The organism is Pseudomonas sp. RIT-To-2, assembly GCF_029623465.1.
In the GTDB taxonomy this organism is placed as follows: Bacteria; Pseudomonadota; Gammaproteobacteria; order Pseudomonadales; family Pseudomonadaceae; genus Aquipseudomonas; species Aquipseudomonas silvicola.
Window position 1 is genome coordinate 165,634 of the sequence record NZ_JAPYKM010000009.1, and the last position, 16,361, is coordinate 181,994.

General features: G+C 62.8%; 17 protein-coding genes. 6 read left to right on the forward strand and 11 right to left on the reverse strand.

All coding sequences use genetic code 11. The features are described 5' to 3' along the window. Nucleotides 1–153 precede the first annotated feature (153 nt). The gene (locus QBK88_RS11040) at nt 154–348 is read left to right on the forward strand and encodes a hypothetical protein (RefSeq protein WP_277962064.1); all 195 of its coding nucleotides are present in this window, start codon (nt 154–156) and stop codon (nt 346–348) included. Here QBK88_RS11040 and QBK88_RS11045 read toward each other — a convergent pair whose 3' ends face one another. Continuing rightward, the gene (locus tag QBK88_RS11045) at nt 349–777 is read right to left on the reverse strand and encodes a PA3611 family quorum-sensing-regulated virulence factor (protein WP_268149245.1); all 429 of its coding nucleotides are present in this window, start codon (nt 775–777) and stop codon (nt 349–351) included. It abuts the gene before it with no gap. Nucleotides 778–949: 172 nt separating this feature from the next. Between QBK88_RS11045 and QBK88_RS11050 the strand changes: the two genes are divergently transcribed. Then, entirely contained in the window at nt 950–1,663 is a 714-nt protein-coding gene (locus QBK88_RS11050) for a tRNA-uridine aminocarboxypropyltransferase (protein ID WP_277962065.1), read from the forward strand. Here QBK88_RS11050 and QBK88_RS11055 read toward each other — a convergent pair. Then, nucleotides 1,660–2,556 carry a DMT family transporter gene (locus QBK88_RS11055; RefSeq protein ID WP_277962066.1) on the reverse strand — a complete coding sequence of 299 codons (897 nt, stop codon included), beginning with the start codon at nt 2,554–2,556 and terminating at the stop codon, nt 1,660–1,662. The two genes, QBK88_RS11050 and QBK88_RS11055, sit on opposite strands and share 4 nt — an antisense overlap. Nucleotides 2,557–2,819: 263 nt before the next feature. Here QBK88_RS11055 and erdR point away from each other — a divergent pair, with 263 nt between their 5' ends. Then, nucleotides 2,820–3,470 (forward strand): response regulator transcription factor ErdR, encoded by a 651-nt coding sequence (erdR, locus tag QBK88_RS11060; RefSeq protein ID WP_277962067.1) that lies wholly within the window; start codon nt 2,820–2,822, stop codon nt 3,468–3,470. Nucleotides 3,471–3,545: 75 nt separating this feature from the next. Then, the gene (locus QBK88_RS11065; RefSeq protein WP_268149252.1) at nt 3,546–3,908 is read left to right on the forward strand and encodes a diacylglycerol kinase; all 363 of its coding nucleotides are present in this window, start codon (nt 3,546–3,548) and stop codon (nt 3,906–3,908) included. On the opposite strand, the gene QBK88_RS11070 is transcribed toward QBK88_RS11065, so the two are convergent. Next, nucleotides 3,909–4,835, reverse strand: coding sequence for a LysR family transcriptional regulator (locus QBK88_RS11070; RefSeq protein ID WP_277962068.1), 927 nt, complete (start codon nt 4,833–4,835; stop codon nt 3,909–3,911). 120 nt (nt 4,836–4,955) lie between these two features. On the opposite strand from QBK88_RS11070, the gene fpr reads away from it, so the two are divergent. After that, on the forward strand, nt 4,956–5,735 hold the full coding sequence (gene fpr / locus QBK88_RS11075; RefSeq protein WP_002554680.1) for a ferredoxin-NADP reductase: 780 nt from the start codon (nt 4,956–4,958) through the stop codon (nt 5,733–5,735). A gap of 62 nt (nt 5,736–5,797) precedes the next feature. Here fpr and tsaA read toward each other — a convergent pair whose 3' ends face one another. From tsaA to rimO, 6 genes are all read right to left on the reverse strand, one after another. Beyond that, complete coding sequence (gene tsaA, locus QBK88_RS11080) at nt 5,798–6,496, reverse strand: tRNA (N6-threonylcarbamoyladenosine(37)-N6)-methyltransferase TrmO (RefSeq protein ID WP_277962069.1); 699 nt, start codon at nt 6,494–6,496, stop codon at nt 5,798–5,800. 9 nt (nt 6,497–6,505) lie between these two features. Continuing rightward, nucleotides 6,506–6,688: a hypothetical protein gene (locus tag QBK88_RS11085; RefSeq protein WP_268149256.1), complete on the reverse strand. Its 183-nt coding sequence runs from the start codon at nt 6,686–6,688 to the stop codon at nt 6,506–6,508. 75 nt (nt 6,689–6,763) lie between these two features. Continuing rightward, nucleotides 6,764–7,225: a DUF1456 family protein gene (locus tag QBK88_RS11090; protein WP_268149258.1), complete on the reverse strand. Its 462-nt coding sequence runs from the start codon at nt 7,223–7,225 to the stop codon at nt 6,764–6,766. 34 nt (nt 7,226–7,259) lie between these two features. Beyond that, nucleotides 7,260–7,970 carry an rRNA pseudouridine synthase gene (locus tag QBK88_RS11095; RefSeq protein WP_277962070.1) on the reverse strand — a complete coding sequence of 237 codons (711 nt, stop codon included), beginning with the start codon at nt 7,968–7,970 and terminating at the stop codon, nt 7,260–7,262. Between the two features lie 50 nt (nt 7,971–8,020). Continuing rightward, entirely contained in the window at nt 8,021–8,488 is a 468-nt protein-coding gene (locus tag QBK88_RS11100; RefSeq protein ID WP_268149260.1) for a GNAT family N-acetyltransferase, read from the reverse strand. 176 nt (nt 8,489–8,664) lie between these two features. Then, complete coding sequence (gene rimO, locus QBK88_RS11105) at nt 8,665–10,002, reverse strand: 30S ribosomal protein S12 methylthiotransferase RimO (RefSeq protein ID WP_277962071.1); 1,338 nt, start codon at nt 10,000–10,002, stop codon at nt 8,665–8,667. Nucleotides 10,003–10,211: 209 nt separating this feature from the next. Between rimO and QBK88_RS11110 the strand changes: the two genes are divergently transcribed. Then, nucleotides 10,212–12,110: a potassium transporter Kup gene (locus tag QBK88_RS11110; RefSeq protein ID WP_277962072.1), complete on the forward strand. Its 1,899-nt coding sequence runs from the start codon at nt 10,212–10,214 to the stop codon at nt 12,108–12,110. 178 nt (nt 12,111–12,288) lie between these two features. On the opposite strand, the gene QBK88_RS11115 is transcribed toward QBK88_RS11110, so the two are convergent. Both QBK88_RS11115 and mprF read right to left on the reverse strand, forming a co-directional pair. Further along, nucleotides 12,289–13,587 (reverse strand): AcvB/VirJ family lysyl-phosphatidylglycerol hydrolase, encoded by a 1,299-nt coding sequence (locus QBK88_RS11115; RefSeq protein WP_277962073.1) that lies wholly within the window; start codon nt 13,585–13,587, stop codon nt 12,289–12,291. After that, nucleotides 13,587–16,163, reverse strand: coding sequence for a bifunctional lysylphosphatidylglycerol flippase/synthetase MprF (gene mprF, locus QBK88_RS11120; protein WP_445764922.1), 2,577 nt, complete (start codon nt 16,161–16,163; stop codon nt 13,587–13,589). The genes QBK88_RS11115 and mprF overlap by 1 nt, the downstream gene beginning before the upstream one ends. Between the last annotated feature and the right edge of the window lie 198 nt (nt 16,164–16,361).

Genomic DNA, 16,361 nt, shown 5'->3' on the forward strand with positions numbered 1-16,361 from the left:
ACGGACTCGCGACGGGCAAGTAATGGGTTGATGAAAAATATTGCACACAAACCGTTCGTCTGAATGGATCCATCGTTGCGCAGGGTCTGATTTACTGATGAGACAGGGATGACGAAACAATGTCGCCCAGAGGCGGGGCGCAGGGAGGCAGGGATGAAGCGAATCAGCCTGGAACTGGACAGCGAATTGCTGGGCTTGTTGAGCCGTTCGGCTCAAGCCAATCATGTGACGCTGGAGGAGGAATGCCTGCGCCGCCTGGAAGGCGCCCAGCGCCGCTCCAGCTATATGCAGGCGCTGGTGGCCGAATTGCGCGCCGATGATGCACAGCGGCGCGAACGAACCGGGTGATTACTTCTTCTTGGCGGCTTTGCCGTTCAGCAGGGCACAGTGCTCCGCGGTGTAGCGCTGGGTGGTGACCGCCAGGTTGGTATGGTTCTCGGTGAACTCGTAGCGCATTGCCGCGCCTTTGTTCATCAGGTCGCGGTAGCCTTTGTTGCTGCACACGCTGCGGCCAAGCTGCACACGCACGGCCTCGGGGTTGGCGCGCATTTTCTCGGCTTCACCCTGCTGCACACTGAGGTGGTCGACCAGCTCGCTGCCTTCCACCGTGTAGCCCTGGTCAAGAATGTTCTCGTTGACCTCACGCGGCGTGCCCAGGTTGCTCTGTTCGGCAACCTGCTGAAGCAGTTTGCCCAGCTCGAACTCTTGCAGCGATGCGGCCTGAGCTGCTACCGGCAGGGCCAGCACGAGGGTGAGGGGGGCGATAAAGCGCAGCATGAAACTCTCCTGATTCGGTGACTGGCTGTTGGACCAGCGACCGGCCCGTGCGTTCATAAAGCCGCTGATTATAGGGGTAAAGCTCCCGGTTCGGCAGTGCAAGCTCTGATAAACTCTTGGTCTTTCAGGCTGGCGGCCATGCCGGTCATGCCCATGCGAGCCCTTTGTCACCATGCCCCATGCTGTTTCCCGCCTGCGTTCCGCGCGCCTGGCCCAGTGCCTCAAGCCCTTTGTCTCCCGTGGTTCAAGGGCGCCACGTTGCCCAGGTTGCCGGGTCATTTTCGAGTATTGCCTGTGCCAGTACCGCCCCACCGTGGCGGCGCGGTCAGGCATGTGCCTGGTGATGCATGACGTCGAGCCGCTGAAACCGTCCAATACCGGCTGGCTGATCGCCGATGTGCTCGCCGACACCCACGCTTTCGCCTGGTCGCGCACCACGGTGGACGAGCAATTGCTGGCATTGCTGGATGACCCGCGGTGGCAGCCGTACATTGTTTTTCCGGGCGAGTTCGTGGCGCCCGAGCGGGTGGTAACCGAGGTCAGCCATGACGAGGGCAAACGGCCGCTGTTCATCCTGCTGGACGCCACCTGGACCGAAGCTCGCAAGATGTTTCGCAAAAGCCCATACCTGGAGCGCTTTCCGGTATTGAGCCTGGCGAGCGACCAGCTCTCGCGCTACAAGCTGCGACGCTCCAAGCGTGACGACCACTTCTGCACCGCTGAGGTGGCCGCACTGTGCCTGGAGCTGGCCGGTGACCAGCAGGCATCCACGGTGCTCGATACCTGGCTGGACGTTTTCACAGGTCACTACCTGGCGGCGAAGTTTCAGTTGCCTCTCAGCGGGCTGGATGAAGTCCATGCCCGCCTTGAGGCCGTGGCGCCCTAAGCGGTCGCGGTGGCGGAGGCGCGCTGGGGCCACAACTGTGCGATCAGCATGCCCGCCAGCATCAATGCGCAACCCAGGTAGCCGCGCGGTTGCAGCGCTTCACCCAGCAGCCAGGCACCCGCGATGGCGGCGAATACCGCTTCCAGTGACAGGATGATTGCCGCGTGGGAGGCAATGGCGTCTTTCTGGGCCACCACCTGCAGGGTGTAGCCGATGCCCACGGCGACGATGCCGCCATACAGCAGGGCGGGGCCCGCTGCGATGATCGAGTCCAGGTCGACAGGCTCCATCACCAGTGCCAGCGCCAGGCTGACCACTGCGCAGGTGGCGAATTGCAGGAACGCCAGGCGAATTGGATCGTGGCGGCTGGCGAACAGGCCTACCAGCACTACATGCCCGCCCCACACGAATGCGCCGGCCAGTTGCAGCCAGTCGCCTGACGACACCTGAAAGTTGTCGCCCACGCTCAGCAGGAACATGCCCACCACCGCCAGTGCAGCCCCCAGCCAGGTACCGGTGCCGGTCTTGTGGCCCAGCAGCAGGCCCAGCAGCGGTACCACGATCACGTATAGCCCGGTGATGAAACCGGAGTTGGTCACGCTGGTGAACAGCAAGCCCACCTGCTGCAGGTTGATGCCCAGCGCCAGGGCCAGCCCCATCAGCACGCCGCCCAGCCACAGGCCTCGGGTCATGAACGGTTCGTGGCGGGTTTCGTTCCCCCCACGCCCTAGCACCAGCGGCAGCAGGCACAGCGAGCCCAGCGCAAAACGCAGGCCGGAATAAAGGAAGGGGCCGATGTGGTGCATCCCGGCGGTCTGGGCAACAAAGCCCGAGCCCCAGATCATGGCGGTCAACAACATCAGCAGGTCTGCACGCAAGGCTTGGCGACGCATGGGGGTTCTCTTGTAATGGGCAAGCGTGGTCCGGCCAAGGCGGTAAACCGGTGGCCAGACGGGAAGCGGAACGAGGGGTGCGACTTTAGCCGTAAAGCATCGAACTTGACCACCCTGTCAGGCCTCGGCATCCTTGGCGCCGATTCGGGCACCCCATACGTTACAACCGCCAATCTTTTCCGTGAGTTGGCGTTAAAATAAGCCCGATTGCCTCGGCAGGCGCCGACTCCTGCGCGCCTGCACAGAACAGGATCATTAGATCGATGGCCACATACGACATCCTGATAGCCGATGACCACCCTCTTTTCCGCGGCGCGCTGCGCCAGGCCGTGACCCTGGGGCTGGGTACCGACACCCGCCTGGTCGAAGTGGCGACCATCGCCGAACTCGAAGCTCAACTAACGGCCAAGGCTGACTGGGACCTGGTGCTGCTGGACCTGAACATGCCGGGGGCTTATGGCTTCTCCGGCCTGGTGCTGTTGCGGGGCCAATACCCGCAAGTACCCGTGGTCATGGTGTCTGCCCAGGAAGAAGCGTCGGTGGTAGTGCGCGCGCGTGAATTCGGCGCCAGCGGCTTCATCCCCAAGTCCAGCCCCCTGGAAGTCATTCAGCAGGCGGTGCGCAATGTGCTGGAAGGAGAGGTCTGGTGGCCGCCGCAGGCCTTTGAAGCAGTCAGCGTATCGGCTGAGGCCAAGGCCGCCAGCGAGGGCCTTGCCAGCCTCACACCGCAGCAATTCCGGGTGCTGACCATGGTCTGCGAAGGCCTGCTGAACAAGCAGATCGCCTACGAGTTAAGCGTCTCGGAGGCCACGATCAAGGCCCACGTCACTGCCATTTTCCGCAAGCTCAATGTGCGCACCCGTACGCAGGCGGCGTTGCTGCTGCAACAACTTGAGTCAATTTCGTCGACTTGAGGCATAGTGCCTTCACGCTTTTTTGACTCATGCTGCATTAGCGTCCCTTTTTTACCCAGTGACAGTTGACCCTACATGTCCCCATATAAAGGCCAGACCGGCCTGAAACGCATCTTCAACGCCACGGGCTATTCGCTCGACGGCTTGCGCGCGGCCTTCATCGGCGAAGCCGCGTTCCGCCAATTGGTGCTACTCAACGTGGTACTGGTGCCCATCGCTTTCATGGTGCACGTCAGCCGTGCGGAGCGCGCGATCCTGATCGCCGTGTGCCTGCTGGCGCTGATCGTGGAGTTGTTCAATTCGGCGGTGGAAGCGGCCATCGACCGTATCTCCCTGGACCGCCACCCCTTGTCCAAGAATGCCAAGGACATGGGGAGCGCCGCGCAGTTCGTGGTGTTGTGCATGATCGCTGTGGTGTGGGGCGTGATTCTGATCTGATCAGGGTATGGTGGGCAGCACGATCTCGTCGCTGCGCCGCACGCCGGCCGTGAAGGCACGGCACAGTTCCAGGAATTCGCGCATGGCCTGGGTCTGATATTTCTGTTTGTGCCAGATGAAGAAGAATTCCCGGGTCAGGTCCAGGTCCGGGGTTTCCACCGCCACCAGGCTACCCCGGCGAAAGGCATCGCGCAGCGCCAGCCGTGAGATGCAGCCGATGCCCAGGCCGGATTCCACCGCACGCTTGATGGCTTCGGTGTGTTCCAGTTCAAGCCTTACGTTCAGCGATGATCGATGGTGGCGCATGGCCTGGTCGAAGGTCAGGCGTGTGCCCGAACCCTGCTCGCGCAGAATCCATGCTTCGCGTGTCAACTCGTCGAGGGTAGCCCGGCCGCGGCTGGCCAACGGGTGACGCGGGGCACAGAACACCACCAGTTCGTCGGCCACCCAAGGCTGCACTTCAATGTCGGGGTGGCTGCAATCGCCTTCGATCAACCCCAGGTCTATTTCGTAGTGGGCGACCTGGTGCACGATATTGGCGGTGTTCTGTACATGCAGTTTGACCTGGCTTTCGGGGTGCACCTGCATGAAGCTGCCGATCAGCAACGTGGCCAGGTAATTGCCGATGGTCAGCGTGGCGCCCACGGCCAGCGAACCAAAGCCGGACTTGCCGTTGAGCAGGTCCTCGATTTCCTTGGCCTGGTCCAGCAGCGCCACGGCCTGGGGCAGCAACTGATGGCCCAGTGCGTTGAGGCTCAGGCGCTTGCCGGCACGGTCGAACAGCTGGCAGCTGGACTGGCGCTCCAGTTCGGTGATGGAGGTACTGGCGGCCGACTGCGACAGCGCCAGCAGGCTGGCGGCGCGGGAGACACTCTCCTGCTGGGCCACGGCGACGAAGACCTGGAGCTGACGTAGAGTAAATCGCATATCGATATAACCGATAACCCATATCTTGATAATTCAATTAACAGATATTGTGTCTCCCGCTAGAATATTGCGCAATCGCGCTCTCGTTCGGCGCACGCGTTTTCTGAGGAGCCCCCGTACATGAGCAACATGAACCACGAACGTGTACTCAGTGTCCATCACTGGAATGACACCCTGTTCAGCTTCAAGTGCACCCGTGATCCGGGCCTGCGCTTCGAGAACGGTCAGTTCGTGATGATCGGCCTGCAGCAACCCAACGGCCGCCCGCTGATGCGCGCTTACTCCATCGCCAGCCCGAACTGGGAAGAGCATCTGGAATTCTTCAGCATCAAGGTGCCTGATGGCCCGCTGACTTCCCAGTTGCAGCACCTGAAGGAAGGCGACGAGATCATCATCAGCAAAAAGCCTACCGGTACCCTGGTGCTTGATGACCTCAAACCAGGCAAGCACCTGTACCTGCTGAGCACCGGCACTGGCCTGGCGCCGTTCATGAGCGTCATCCAGGACCCGGAAACCTACGAGCGTTTCGAAAAGGTCATCCTGTGCCACGGCGTGCGCTATGTGAACGAAGTCGCCTACCGCGAGTTCATTACCGAACACCTGCCACAGAACGAGTTCTTCGGTGAAGCGCTGCGGGACAAACTGATCTACTACCCCACCGTCACCCGCGAGCCATTCGAAAACGAAGGCCGTCTGACCGACCTGATGCGCAGCGGCAAGCTGTTCAGCGACATCGGCCTGCCGCCGATCAACCCGCAGGACGACCGCGCCATGCTGTGCGGTAGCCCGAGCATGCTCGACGAGACCAGCGAAGTGCTCAACAGCTTCGGCCTGACCGTGTCGCCACGCATGCGTGAGCCCGGTGACTACCTGATCGAGCGCGCCTTCGTCGAGAAGTAATCGCCGTTTCACAAAAAAACCGCCCTCGTGGCGGTTTTTTTATATCAGTACGGTGACGCCCCCTACACGCCAGTGGCAACCACTTCCAGCACGCAGATGGTGCCCGGCCGCGGATAGTGCCAGCGCACGTCAACATCCCAGAACCGCACCCCATATTCGCGCTCAGGCGCGGGCACCTGGTACGCGGGGCGTGGGTCCTGGGCCAGGCACTGTTCGATCAATGCCACCAGAGGCTCTGCCAGGCGCGTGGCATGGCTATGAGCCTGCACCAGGGCTGTGTCAGCCCATTCGACGGCAATCGCCTCAGGCGCACCGCTGGCCATGTCGTTGCGGGCGTGCGGCAGGCTGTCGGCGTAGGGCACGTAGGGTTTGATGTCCAGCACCGGGGTGCCGTCCAGCAGGTCTATGCCCGACAACCACAGCTTCCCGGCCTCGACCTTCTCCAGGCGCACCACCGACTGGCCAATACCATTGGGCCTGTGGGTGGCGCGGGTGGCGAACACCCCCATGCTCTTGTTGCCGCCCAGGCGTGGCGGGCGCACTTTCAAGCGTGGCTTGTCTTCCAGTGCCTGGTGGAACAGGAACAGCAGCCACACATGGCTGACCTGCTCCAGGCCCTGAACCGCGTCGCCCTGGTCAAATGGCGCCACCAGCTCCAGCACCCCCCGGGCGGCGGGTGCCAGTTGCGGCTGGCGGGGGATGGCGAATTTTTCCTTGAAGCAGGAACGGACAAAGCCGATGGGCGCAACGCTATAGGTCATGGGTCAGTATCAGCGGCAACCGGCATTGTCATAGGGGCCCGACATGCGCTGCCAGCCGGCGCCGGGATTGGTTTGCGAGCAGACCATGGCGCCGTTCTGGGTGATGCTCTGCCATTTGTACCAGGGGGCTGGGCCGGCAGCAGCAATCAGCGGGAACGCCACTGCAACGATAAGCAATAGACGCTTGAACATGTCGAACTCCGAAACACGACAAAGGGGGGATGGCCACGCCCTTTGTGGGGCCGGGCGTGGGATACCTTCAATGATTCAGCCGCGCACGCGCAGGGTCAAGCCCTTCAGGAAGTTGCGCAGCAACTGGTCGCCGCACGGGCGGTAGTTGTTGTGGCCGACCTTGCGGAACAATGCGCTCAGCTCGGGCTTGGAGACCGGAAACTCGGCCGCCTTGAGCACGGCGTGCATGTCGTCTTCCTTGAGTTCGAACGCCACGCGAAGCTTCTTCAGGATGATGTTGTTGGTCACCGGGGTTTCGATCGGCTGGGCCGGGCGGCTGTCGTCCTTGCCGCGTTTGAAGAACACCAGGCCGTCGAGGAAGTGTGCCATGACCAGGTCAGGGCAGTGCTCGAAACCTTCTTCCTCGTCTTTCTTCAGGTAATTGATGACATCGGCCTTGCTGACCTCCAGGCCCGAGAGCTTGATGATGTCGACCACTTTGGCGTCGCTGATGTCGAGCATGTAGCGCACGCTGCGCAGTACATCGTTGTGAATCATGGTGTAAATCCCGAGTGTTGCGTAAATAAGAGGGTCAGAACTTTTCGTTGCTGGCCAGGTAGCGCCACTGGCCCGCCGGGACCTTGCCCAGGGACACACCGCCTATGCGGATGCGGCGCATGCCCACCACGGTGAGGCCGACACTGGTGCACAGAAGCGCGATGATGCCCGGCTGCGGGTTCTTCATGGCGATGCGCAGGCGCGTTTCGTTCTGCCAGCTGGCCTTGACCGCCGGCAGCGGTTTGCCTTTGTAGGTGGCGCCGTGGGCCAGGCGGTTGAGGCCGTGCTCGGACATTTGCCCGCTGACTTCAACCACGTATTCCTGTTCGATCTTGGCGGCGTCGGCGGTCAGCTTGCGCAGTATTTTCCAGTCCTGGGTGAACACCTGCAGGCCACTGGCACCGGCTTGCAGCTCGGCGCCGCAGGTCAGGCGCAGGAAGTGGCCCTTGAGCGGGCGCTTGCTGTAGCTGTGTTCCGGCGACAGGTTGGCAGCCACCAGGCTGGCCTGGGCCTGTTCCAGCGACTGCCCTGCTTCCTGGTGCAGCAGCAGGGTCACCGGCTCTGGCTGTTCGGCCTTGGCGTCGGGGCTCAAGGCAACCACCTGGGTGTCGACCTTGAACTGCGGCTCGTCGACGACTTCACCGTCCACTGTCACCCAGCCCCCTTCGATAAACAGTTCGGCCTCGCGGCGGGAGCAGCCCACCAGTTCGATGAGGCGTTTGGACAGGCGAATGGGATCAGACATGACAGGGGCCGTGACAAAAGAAGGGCGCTAGTGTAACCGCCCTGCGCCGGTTAAGCCCGTGCAGATTGTCGCTGGGCGCGGCGCAGGTGCAGCAGCGGGTAGGGTTGGCCCATGCCGTCGACCTCGGAGCGGCCTACCACTTCAAAGCCTTGCTTGAGGTAAAAGCCGAAGGCCTGTTCATTCTGTTCGTTGACGTCCAGCTGGTCCGCGTTGAGGTGGTCGAAGGCAAAGTCCAGCAGGCGTGTGCCAATACCCTGGCCGCGGAAGTCGGGGTGGATGAACAGCATCTCGACCTTGCCTGCCGCCACCCCGGCGAAACCGGTGATGCGCTGGCGCTCGTCCTTGCAGCAGATCAGCATGACCGCGTCCAGGTAGTGTTTCTCTACCAGGCCGCGCAGCAGGGTGATGTAGCTGTCGGGAAGGAAGTGGTGCGTGGCGCGCACCGAGGCTTCCCAGAGCCGCGTCAGTTCCGGGTAGTCGTTCGCGCGGGGGGTGTGCACCAGCAGATGTTTGCCCATGTCGGTCGCTCCTTGATCCTCCTCTAACTGTAGCAGTGGCCGTCAGGCCGCGTCAGCAGGCAACACGGTGTTGGCAGCGGGCGCGGCCTGGCGGCCGCTGGTACAGGTGGTCGGGCAACGTGCAGGCATGAAAAAAAACCTGCCGCGGGGGCAGGTTTTTCAGTGACGCAGGGCGCTTAGATCCGCTCGGCCCACAGGTCGTACTCGTCGGCATCCACCACGCGGCACATGACCTTGTCGCCAGCGTTCAGGCCTTCGGCGCCTTCGATGAATACGCTGCCATCGATTTCCGGTGCGTCGAAGAAGCAGCGGCCCACGGCGCCCTGTTCGTCCACTTCATCGATCAGCACTTCAATCTCTTTACCGATCTTCATCTGCAGGCGCGCGGCGCTGATGGCCTGCTGGTGAGCCATGAAGCGGTCCCAGCGGTCCTGCTTGACATCATCGGGTACCACTTCGGCGTCCAGGTCGTTGGCTGGGGCGCCTTCGACCGGCGAGTACTGGAAGCAGCCGACACGGTCCAGCTGGGCTTCGGTGAGCCAGTCCAGCAGGTACTGGAAGTCTTCCTCGGTTTCGCCTGGGAAGCCGACGATGAAGGTGGAGCGGATGATCAGGTCCGGGCACTGTTCGCGCCATTTCTTGATGCGCGCCAGGGTCTTGTCTTCGAAGGCCGGGCGTTTCATCAGTTTCAGCACTTTGGGGCTTGCGTGCTGGAACGGGATGTCCAGGTACGGCAACAGTTTGCCAGCGGCCATCAGCGGGATGATGTCGTCGACATTCGGGTACGGGTACACGTAATGCAGGCGTACCCACACGCCCAGGCTGCTCAGGGCCTCGCACAGTTCCAGCATGCGGGTCTTGACCGGGCGGCCGTTCCAGAAGTCGGTCTTGTACTTGACGTCCACGCCGTAGGCGCTGGTGTCCTGGGAAATCACCAGGAGCTCTTTCACGCCTGCCTTGACCAGGCGCTCGGCCTCGCTCAGCACGTCGCCCACCGGGCGGCTGACCAGCTTGCCGCGCATGGACGGAATGATGCAGAAGCTGCAACTGTGGTTGCAGCCTTCGGAAATCTTCAGGTAGGCGTAATGGCGCGGGGTCAGCTTGATGCCCTGTGGCGGCACCAGGTCGATGAGCGGGTTGTGGTCCTGTCGCGGCGGTACCACTTCGTGCACGGCGGTCACGACCTGCTCGTACTGCTGCGGGCCGGTCACTGCCAGCACGCTGGGGTGCACGTTGCGGATCGCGCTTTCTTCCACGCCCATGCAGCCGGTGACGATGACCTTGCCGTTTTCGGCCAGGGCTTCGCCAATCACTTCCAGGGACTCGGCCTTGGCGGTGTCGATGAAGCCGCAGGTATTGACGACCACGACGTCGGCGTCCTGGTAGGTCGGTACGACTTCATAGCCTTCCATGCGCAGTTGGGTGAGGATGCGTTCGGAGTCGACTAGGGCCTTGGGGCACCCGAGTGACACAAATCCTACCTTTGGGGCGGACGGCGCGGGAGTGGTGGACATGACTAACCTCGGTGTTAATTAGAGCTGCCAGTAGCAACCCTGACGGGCACTTTACGCGCCTCTGATCAAAAAGTGCGCAATTCTAGCGGTGAGAAAGCCACTTGACCAGCTTTATGGAGGGAAATACGACGAGTGCTGCGCTATGCTTCGCCGCGTTGAGTCTCGCAGCATTTTGAAACACCCAAAGTCCAAGGTTGTAGGAGTGGTTGATGGTTCAGGCAAGTAGTCAGGCAGGCACGGGGCATTCGGCGGCCAAGCCGATCGCGATGCTGGTGGCGGCCGTCGGGGTAGTCTACGGCGATATCGGTACCAGCCCGTTGTATACCCTCAAGGAGGTGTTCTCCGGTGGCTATGGGATTCCCAGCAATCACGACGGCGTCCTGGGCATTCTGTCCCTGATTTTCTGGTCGCTGATCTGGGTGGTGTCGATCAAGTACATGCTGTTCGTGCTGCGCGCCGACAACCAGGGGGAGGGCGGCATCATGGCGCTCACTGCGCTGGCACGCCGGGCAGCGGCGCCTTACCCCAGGTTCACGGCCATGCTGGTGGTGTGCGGGCTGATTGGCACGGCGCTGTTTTACGGCGACAGCATGATTACCCCGGCGGTGTCGGTGCTGTCGGCCGTGGAGGGCCTGGAACTGGCGTTCGATGGCCTGGAGCACTGGGTGGTGCCGCTGGCCTTGATCGTGCTGGTAGGGCTGTTTCTGATTCAGCGCCACGGCACCGCGCGCATCGGCAAGCTGTTCGGGCCGGTGATGGTGTTGTGGTTCGTGGTGCTGGGCGTGCTCGGTGCCATTGGCATCTCCCACCAGCCTGAGGTGCTGCAGGCCTTGAACCCCATGTGGGGGGTGCGCTTTTTCATCAGTCACGCTGGCATTGCCTTCGCGGTGCTGGGCGCCGTGGTACTGGCCCTCACCGGTGCCGAGGCGCTGTACGCAGACATGGGGCACTTTGGCCGGCGGCCCATCGCCCGGGCCTGGTTCATTCTGGTGCTGCCTGCGCTGGTGTTGAACTACTTCGGCCAGGGGGCGTTGATTCTTGCCGACCCGGAGGCAGCGCGGAACCCGTTCTACCTGCTGGCGCCGAACTGGGCGCTGCTGCCGTTGATCGTGCTGTCCACCGTGGCCACGGTTATCGCTTCACAAGCGGTGATCTCCGGTGCCTTCTCGCTGACCCAGCAGGCTATCCAGTTGGGTTACATCCCGCGCATGCACATCCAGCATACGTCCAGTGACGAGCAGGGCCAGATCTATATTGGCGCGGTGAACTGGACGCTGATGTGCGGTGTGATCCTGCTGGTGCTTGGCTTCGAGTCTTCCGGTGCCCTGGCTTCCGCTTACGGCGTGGCGGTGACGGGGACCATGCTGATGACCACTATTCTGGTCTCGGCAGTGATGTTGCTGATGTGGAAATGGCCACCGATCTTCGCCGTCCCGTTGCTGCTCATCTGCTTGCTGGTAGACGGTATGTTCTTTGCGGCCAACGTGCCCAAGATCATTCAAGGGGGGGCATTCCCGGTACTGGCCGGTACGGTGCTGTTCATCTTGATGACCACCTGGAAGCGCGGCAAGCAACTGCTGGTGGACCGCATCGACGAGGGCGCGTTGCCGTTGCCGATCTTCATCAGCAGTATCCGCGTGCAACCGCCGCACCGGGTGCAGGGCACTGCGGTGTTCCTCACCGCGCGCTCCGACGCTGTCCCCCATGCCTTGCTGCACAACATGCTGCATAACCAGGTGCTGCACGAGCAGGTGGTGTTGCTGACCGTGGTCAACGAAGACGACCCGCGGGTGCCGGCCAACCGGCGTTTCGAGGTGGAGTCCTACGGCGAGGGCTTCTTCCGGGTCATCCTGCACTACGGTTTCATGGATGAACCTGACGTGCCGGCAGCACTGAAGCTGTGCCACCTGGACGACCTGGATTTCAGCCCCATGCGCACCACCTACTTCCTCAGCCGCGAGACGGTTATTCCGTCCAAGCTGGTAGGCATGGCGCGCTGGCGCGAAGGGCTGTTCGCCTTCATGCTCAAGAACGCCAACGGCAACCTGCGGTTCTTCAAGCTGCCGGTGAACCGCGTGATCGAGCTGGGTACGCAGGTCGAGATGTAAGGCATGGCTTGGGGGCGGCGGGGTGTCGTTCCCGGGCTTCGCCCGGTCCCACAGTAGGCTGCGCCCGGAGCCGTGGGACCGGGCGACGCTTGGGAAACGGGCCACGCAGATCCCGGCAGGCACAAAAAAGCCCCCGCACCTTCAACGGTACGGGGGCTTTTCATTGGCCAGGCTGAACTCAGTTGGCCTTGGCCACCGCTGGCTTGCCCTGCAGCTTCTCGATGGCATCGATGAGCTTCTTGGCCAGCGCCGGGTAGTCTTCATCGAAGTGATGGCCCCCCGGCAGCTTCAGGGTTTCGCCGGTGTAGGTCTTGGCGTCGGTGCAACCGGTTTCGTCGGCCTCTTCCACACCATACACGCACAGAATCTTGTTCTGCGGCATCTTGGCGATCTCGGGGCCGGTAGGCGCTTCCTTGCCAGCGTTGCCCAGCCAGCCTTCCACTTCGATTTCGAAGCTGCCACTGCGGGCGAAGGCGAGAAGGAGCACGCCGTCGATGCGCTTCTGGTCGTCGGCCGGCAGGCGGTTGTAGGTCGCCGGCAGTACGTCGGCGCCAAAGGAATAGCCAGCCAGGATGAAGCGCTTGGTACCCCACTTCTGGCGATAGTGCAGCATCAGGGCCGACAGGTCTTCAGCGCTCTGCTCCGGGGTCTTGTGCTGCCAGTAGTAGCGCAACATGTCGATGCCTACCACCGGGTAGCCCATCTTCGCCATCTCGCCCGCCACGTCGCGGTCCAGGTCGCGCCAGCCGCCGTCACCCGACAGGAACAGGGTCACGGTATCGGTGGCCTGGCCAGCCGGCACTTCCACCACGGGCATGCTCAGGGCGTCCTTGGTGTCACCTACCAGCAGTTTGGTCAGCTCATTCTTCAGCACCTGGGGCAGGTGGATGTCGTAGTCGCTGATGCTGGTCTCGGCATTGGGGGTGTCGCGCACGAACGACGCGCTGGCGTCATCCGGGTTGTCGTTCCAGGCGACGATCCAGTGGCCGTGCTCGGCCTTCTTCGGCAGCGGGGTAGCGCAGCCCGGCTGTTCCAGGCTGAAGCCTACCGACACGGCCGTGGCCTTGTCGTCGGTCTGCTTGGCCAGCCACGCCCAGGCCTCGGCGGCACCGGAGCCGATGCCGCTGAAGAGGGTGACGGGGCCGTCCAGATGCTGCGCGGCAGCCTTGATGTCGTTTTCCTGCTCGTCGCAGTCGGACTTGGCCAGCAGTACCTGTACCAGTTGCGCCGAGCCGTCCTTGCTGAGGTCGGTCAGCTGCTTGTCGGTCAGCGCCTGTTCGGCCGGCACCGAGAGCACCACGCGAGCCTTGATGCGAGTGCCGGGGGTCACCAGGGTGGCGGTATTGCCATCATCCAGTTTCACTTGTTCCAGAAGGGGCGCGGGGGCGGGGCGGTTCATGTACCAGTAGACCGCCGCGGCGCCAGCGACCACTACCACCACGGCCGCCAGCCATTTACGCCAGTTGCGTCGAATCATCAGCGTTTCACCAATCCTGTCAGGCCGCCCGCGATCAGGGCGGCAGTATCAGCCAATGCCACCAGCGGATCGAGTCCGGCTGGCACGGCCATGTAACGGGGTTCCCAGTCGGGCTGGAATTTGTCCTTGAAGCGCCTCAAGCCCTGGAAGTTGTAAAGCTGCTCGCCGCGGCGGAACACCATTGAACCCAGGCGCTGGGTCAGCGGTGCGCCCTTGCGTGGCTGCAGGCCCGACAACGGCACCATGCCCAGGCTGAAGCGTGCGTAACCATGACTCTTATAGTGTTGTATCAAGCCGACCATCATGAATTCCATGGTCAGCTTGGGTGCCTCGGGGTGCGCGCGCATCAGGTCGAGACTGGCCAGTTCGTGGCTGTGGGTCTCGAGCAGGTTGGCGAACGCCACGGGGCGTCCCTCGAAATGAATGATTGCAATACGAAAATGCTGCAGGTACTCCGGGCTGAAACGGCCCAGGGAGAAGCCTTTTTCCCGCACGTTCTTGCCGGTCAGCCAGGCATCGGAAATCACCTTCAGCTCGTCCAGCGGCGCCTGCCCGGCTTCGTAGATCTCCAGCGACAGACCGTCGCGGCTCCCTCGGTTCCAGGTGTAGCGCAGGTCTTTCATCTCCTTGCCCTTGGCTTCCAGGTCGAACCTGACCAGGTCCACACGGGCTTCCTCGCCCAGCTTGATCGCTGTCAGGCCGATGTCCATGTAGAACGGCAGGTTCTCCGCCCGCACCTGGTAGAACACCGGGCGTGCATGGTGGAAGTCGCACAGGTCACGGAACTGCCAGATCATTTCCGCGCGCTGCTGGGTCGAGCCAATGGGGTCGTACAGCGCCACCAGGCTGCGCCCGCGGCGGGCGTACATCATGAAGGCGTTGTCGTTGGGATGGAAGAGCAGGGCCTTGTCACCCGTCAGCGCCAGGCCACCGTCCGGCTGGTCGGAGGTCATCAGAATCTTCGCCGCCTTGCTCAGCTCTTCGCTGTCGGGCAAGTGAATGACCGGGCGTGCGGTGCGCAGCAGCCAGGTCAGCGCGACGATCACCAGCAGCACGGCGCTGCCCAGGGCCGAACGCAGGCCTCGTGGGGCGTCGGCATCGAGGGTGAACTGCCACCACAGTTGATGCTTGTAGGGGATATCCTGGTAGGCGAACAGCAGCAACCAGATGGAGGCGCCGACCACGCAGGCGCTGGCCATCAGGTAGAACGGTGAAAAGGGCAGCTCCAGCAAGCGGCTGGGGCGGTAGAACGACCGGCGGAAGATCGCCAGCAGCGCGGCGGTGAGGATCAGCAGGCTGGCCTCTTCCCAGTCAAAGCCCTTGAGCAGCGACAGCAGCGCGCCCACCAGCAGCAGGGTGGTGGTCAGCATCCAGGCGGCCGACAACCGGCGGCGCAGGCCCTGGGCCAGCAGCAGGCACAACACGCCGATCAGGCTGGCACCAAAGTGCGACGCATCGATCAGGCGGTGGGGAATCAGGAAGCCGAGGTGCTCCAGGCGGGTGTCGATTTCCGGGGTGGCGCCGGAGAACAGCAGCACTACGCCCGACAGGAACACCAGCAGCGCCAGAATTGGTGCGGCCATGCCTGAAGCCACGCGAATGGCCTGCTGGGCAAAGAAGAAGCGCTTGGCTTCAGTCGCCAGCAACACGATGCAGGCCAGCAGCAGTGGCAGCATCACGTAGATCAGCCGGTACAGCAGCAGTGCGGCCGCCAGGGGCGCCGCGCCCAGTTCGTTGGCGAACGCCGCCAGCAGGATGGCCTCGAACACGCCGACGCCGCCGGGTACATGGCTGAGCACCCCGGCCGCCAGGGCCAGCAGGTACACCAGCACGAACGCACCGAACGGTGGTGCCTCTGGCAGCAGCAGGTACAGCACGGTAGCCGCGGCCAGCACGTCCAGGGCAGTGATCACCAGTTGCAGCAGGGTCAGGCGCACGCCCGGCAGGCGCAGGGTACGGCGGCCAACCTTGACCAGCAGGTTGTCGGCGATAGGCTGTTCGCCCAGGCGGCGTCGGTAGATGCCGGCGGCCAGCAGCACGGTAAGCGCGATGACCACGCCGGCGATGGTGCCCAGCAGCCCCGGCGCCATGTGCAGGGCGGTGGATGCGGCAGGCAGGTTGCTGAGGGTGGCCAGGGCGGCAAGCGGCGGCAGGGCGCAGCCTAGCGACAGGCTGGCGAACAGGGTCATGCGGGCCACTTCCGCGGCGCCCACGCCGTGGCGGGCATACAGGCGGTAGCGTACCGAGCCGCCGGACAGCAACGACAGGCCGATGGCATTGCCAATGGCAAACGCCGTGAAGCCGCCCAGTATCAGCGTCCGGCGGGGAAGGTCGACCGCGGCATAGCGGCTGGCCGACCATTCGTAGCCCAGCAATATGACGAAACCGGCCGCGGCCGCCGCGAGGGCGCCCAGCAGCGAGCCTGTCGGGGTGCTCATGACCGAATCATGCAGCGCGTAGATGTCCAGTTCGCTGAGCAAGTGGCGGCACGCGATCAGGGCGATGCCGAACAGCAACAGGGTCACGACCAGGCCGATGGGTTGGCGGTACTTGCTCAGCAGTTCCAGCCAGCGCATTTTGCTGGTGTTCAACGGATGTGGGGCAGTCACGGTATCAGGCATTTCTGGCGAGTCGGGGCGCATCAATCACCTCGTGGATTGTGCGCAACAGGATGAAGGTATCCAGTCAAGTTACCAATCCCTATACAAAAAATAATTCGGAATATATTAACCCGTTTGACCATTTATCGGGCTCGGGCGCTTTATCTATAGGGG

What these genes read in the sequence shown, in the direction of transcription:
- QBK88_RS11050 (WP_277962065.1), top strand. Translation starts at nt 950, where the DNA reads ATGCCCCATGCTGTTTCCCGCCTGCGTTCCGCGCGCCTGGCCCAGTGC.
- QBK88_RS11055 (WP_277962066.1), bottom strand. Translation starts at nt 2,556, where the DNA reads ATGCGTCGCCAAGCCTTGCGTGCAGACCTGCTGATGTTGTTGACCGCC.
- erdR (WP_277962067.1), top strand. Translation starts at nt 2,820, where the DNA reads ATGGCCACATACGACATCCTGATAGCCGATGACCACCCTCTTTTCCGC.
- mprF (WP_445764922.1), bottom strand. Translation starts at nt 16,163, where the DNA reads ATGCGCTGGCTGGAACTGCTGAGCAAGTACCGCCAACCCATCGGCCTG.
- QBK88_RS11070 (WP_277962068.1), bottom strand. Translation starts at nt 4,835, where the DNA reads ATGCGATTTACTCTACGTCAGCTCCAGGTCTTCGTCGCCGTGGCCCAG.
- fpr (WP_002554680.1), top strand. Translation starts at nt 4,956, where the DNA reads ATGAGCAACATGAACCACGAACGTGTACTCAGTGTCCATCACTGGAAT.
- QBK88_RS11100 (WP_268149260.1), bottom strand. Translation starts at nt 8,488, where the DNA reads ATGGGCAAACATCTGCTGGTGCACACCCCCCGCGCGAACGACTACCCG.
- tsaA (WP_277962069.1), bottom strand. Translation starts at nt 6,496, where the DNA reads ATGACCTATAGCGTTGCGCCCATCGGCTTTGTCCGTTCCTGCTTCAAG.
- rimO (WP_277962071.1), bottom strand. Translation starts at nt 10,002, where the DNA reads ATGTCCACCACTCCCGCGCCGTCCGCCCCAAAGGTAGGATTTGTGTCA.
- QBK88_RS11085 (WP_268149256.1), bottom strand. Translation starts at nt 6,688, where the DNA reads ATGTTCAAGCGTCTATTGCTTATCGTTGCAGTGGCGTTCCCGCTGATT.
- QBK88_RS11115 (WP_277962073.1), bottom strand. Translation starts at nt 13,587, where the DNA reads ATGATTCGACGCAACTGGCGTAAATGGCTGGCGGCCGTGGTGGTAGTG.
- QBK88_RS11040 (WP_277962064.1), top strand. Translation starts at nt 154, where the DNA reads ATGAAGCGAATCAGCCTGGAACTGGACAGCGAATTGCTGGGCTTGTTG.
- QBK88_RS11095 (WP_277962070.1), bottom strand. Translation starts at nt 7,970, where the DNA reads ATGTCTGATCCCATTCGCCTGTCCAAACGCCTCATCGAACTGGTGGGC.
- QBK88_RS11090 (WP_268149258.1), bottom strand. Translation starts at nt 7,225, where the DNA reads ATGATTCACAACGATGTACTGCGCAGCGTGCGCTACATGCTCGACATC.
- QBK88_RS11110 (WP_277962072.1), top strand. Translation starts at nt 10,212, where the DNA reads ATGGTTCAGGCAAGTAGTCAGGCAGGCACGGGGCATTCGGCGGCCAAG.
- QBK88_RS11045 (WP_268149245.1), bottom strand. Translation starts at nt 777, where the DNA reads ATGCTGCGCTTTATCGCCCCCCTCACCCTCGTGCTGGCCCTGCCGGTA.
- QBK88_RS11065 (WP_268149252.1), top strand. Translation starts at nt 3,546, where the DNA reads ATGTCCCCATATAAAGGCCAGACCGGCCTGAAACGCATCTTCAACGCC.